This is a genomic window from Paractinoplanes durhamensis (assembly GCF_016862175.1).
Lineage (GTDB): Bacteria > Actinomycetota > Actinomycetes > Mycobacteriales > Micromonosporaceae > Actinoplanes > Actinoplanes durhamensis.
The window spans coordinates 1-2,537 of sequence record NZ_BOML01000114.1; the positions used below are offsets into that span (position 1 = coordinate 1).

Annotated in this window: 1 protein-coding gene; it reads right to left on the reverse strand. The window is 65.9% G+C overall.

The features are described from left to right. Positions 1-752: 752 nt before the first annotated feature. Positions 753-2,273, reverse strand: a complete 1,521-nt coding sequence (locus Adu01nite_RS47325; protein WP_203735987.1) for a methyl-accepting chemotaxis protein — start codon at positions 2,271-2,273, stop codon at positions 753-755. Positions 2,274-2,537: the final 264 nt, after the last annotated feature.

Genomic DNA, 2,537 nt, shown 5'->3' on the forward strand with positions numbered 1-2,537 from the left:
GTGGACCGGATCGGCATTGCGTCGCTGCGGTGGGCGACCGGCGATAAATCGATCAGGGTGTGCGTCGGCCGACGGCCGGTAGCGTCACGACTGGGCCCTGAGCTGGGGGAATGTGGTTCTTATGCCGCCAAGTATGGTCCACTAAATACCCTGAACAGGGCAAAAGCGAATCGATTGTTGGCAGTGCGCGAACCACTTCAGCCAGATGCGCGCTGATCAGGGAGTATGTCGCCGCTCAAGCGGTCATTTCTTGGTGTTGTCGGCTCTTTGTCCTGTTGGCCGGCTACGGCCAGGTAAGACGCGGACCGGCCTTCATGATCGTCGGCTCGTAGCTCCCTCCAAAAGAAGCGGGCCCTTTGCGACCCCTGGTCCGAGGACGTCGGCGCCTCGGGCGCGGATCGTTGGAGCCTGCAGGGGCGGCGTAGTCAGGGCACGACTGTCGACGCCATCGCCGCACGCGTTCAGCCCGGCTGTCCGCCGTGAAACACGGGACGACCGGCGGTGCGGCGGTCAATGAGATCCGTGGACGGTGACACCGAGCAGGGTGTGCAGTGCGCGTCCAGTTCCGCTTTTCCTGTGCGTATCCCACGCAGCGGTCTCCATACGGTCGCTGCGCACTGGGCACGGAGTCTCGGCAACTCTCATCCCCGTGGCTCGCTTGCTGCACCGGCCGGCGATAGGTCGGATCGGTGTGACGATGCTACGGCGAACGGTGGGTGGCTGATGGTGGCCCGAGCGCGCGGACTGTGGGTTCAGGTGCGGAATTGTGAGATCAGCTCGTGCATCCGGGTCGCCATCGTGCCGAACTGACCTGCCGTCTGTTGGGTTCGGCCGGCGTTGTCGGAGGTGGTGGAGGCGGCCGAGGCGACCTGTCCGATGTTGGTGGCGATGCTGGTCGCGTTGCCGGCCACGCCGGTCACGTTGCGGGTCAGCTCACTGGTCGTGGCGGATTGTTCCTCCACCGCTGCGGCGATCATGCCCTGGTATTCGTTCATCCGGTCGATCACCGTACCGATGCCGTGCATTGCCTCGGTGGCCTCGGTGGCGGTCTGTTGGATGGCGTCGATCTTCTCGGCGATGTCCTGTGTCGCCTGGGCCGTGGCCTGGGCGAGATCCTTGACCTCGCTGGCCACTACCGCGAATCCCTTGCCGGATTCGCCGGCCCGGGCTGCTTCGATGGTGGCATTGAGCGCGAGCAGGTTCGTCTGTTCGGCGATGGCGGTGATCGACCGGACGATCTCCCCGATCTCGCTGCTGGCCTGGCCCAGCCTTGCCATCGCCTGCGATGTCTGAGCCGCTTCCTTGACCGCTTCCTGGGCCACACTGGCGGCCGAGGAGGCGTTGGTGGCGATGTCCCTGATCGAGGTGCTCATCTGTTCGGTGGCGGCGGCCATCGTTTCCGTTCCGGAGGAGACCTCACCCGCTGACGCGGAGACCTGCTCGGCTTGCTGGGCGGTCGTCTGAGCGCTGTGCTGCATGGTCGACGCCATCGCATCCAGCTCTCCGGCGGAGGTGGTCAGGGTGGTGGCGGAGTCGATCAGTTGGGTCATGGTGGATCGCAGGTTCGCCAGGGCCTCGGCCAGGGCTCGGCCCATCGCCCCGATCTCGTCGCGGCGAGTCACGTCGACGGTGACGGTCAGGTCTTTGCCGGCCACGGCCTGTAGCCTGCTTACCATCTCCGCCACCGGCCGGGTGATGGAGCGGGAGATCAGCAGGGCCAGGAGAACGACGAGCGCGACTCCGATGACCGCCGTCGAGATGACCGAGGTCCGGAGAGTGGACTGGGCTGCGGTGAGCTCGGCCGACGTGGCCTGTGTCTGGGCGGCGAGGAGTTGCTCGGCCTTGTCCGTGAGGGCGTCTACCTCGGCCACCCGGGCCGCATCCTCGTCGAGGATTGACTTGGCCTGTGCGGATGTGGCGGGCAGCGCGGAGAGCCGGGTCGCGGCTGGGCCGGCTGCGGTCATGTAGTCCGTCAGTGACTTCTGCCAGGCGGTCACTGCCGTGCGGATGTCTTCAGGCGTGCCCACGACCAGTTTCCCGACCGTGACACCGAGTGCGTCGGTTTCCGCGGCGATGTCCTTCAGATCGCTTGCTGCCTGCTGCCGTGCCGCCGGTGTGTTGGCCAGGCTGGCGTCGCGCAGCGCGATCTGGGCGTTGCTGTGCTGTACATCACCTTCAGTCACATACAGCTGTAGTTGATTCATGCGCAGCGCTGTCTCGCCTGCTGTGGATACGGTGCCTGCCTGCATGATCGCAATAATGTGGGCGCTCACGGGTTTCCTCTGGCATCGGCTCACGGAATTCCCCTGGGGGACGACGAGCGACGGCCCAACAGGCCGGGCCGAAACCAGCTGGACCATCCGCTGGGACCTTGCCCCGTCCCCTCCTCGGTGCTGCTCTTTGCCCTTACGCCCGCCGGCCCGACGCCGCGGACGACGAGCGACCGCCCTCTGCCATGGCGAGCGCCGACTGGGGGAATTACGTGAGCGGATCACGGCTTGCTGGGGGAATTCCGTGAGCGCTGACAATAAGGCCAC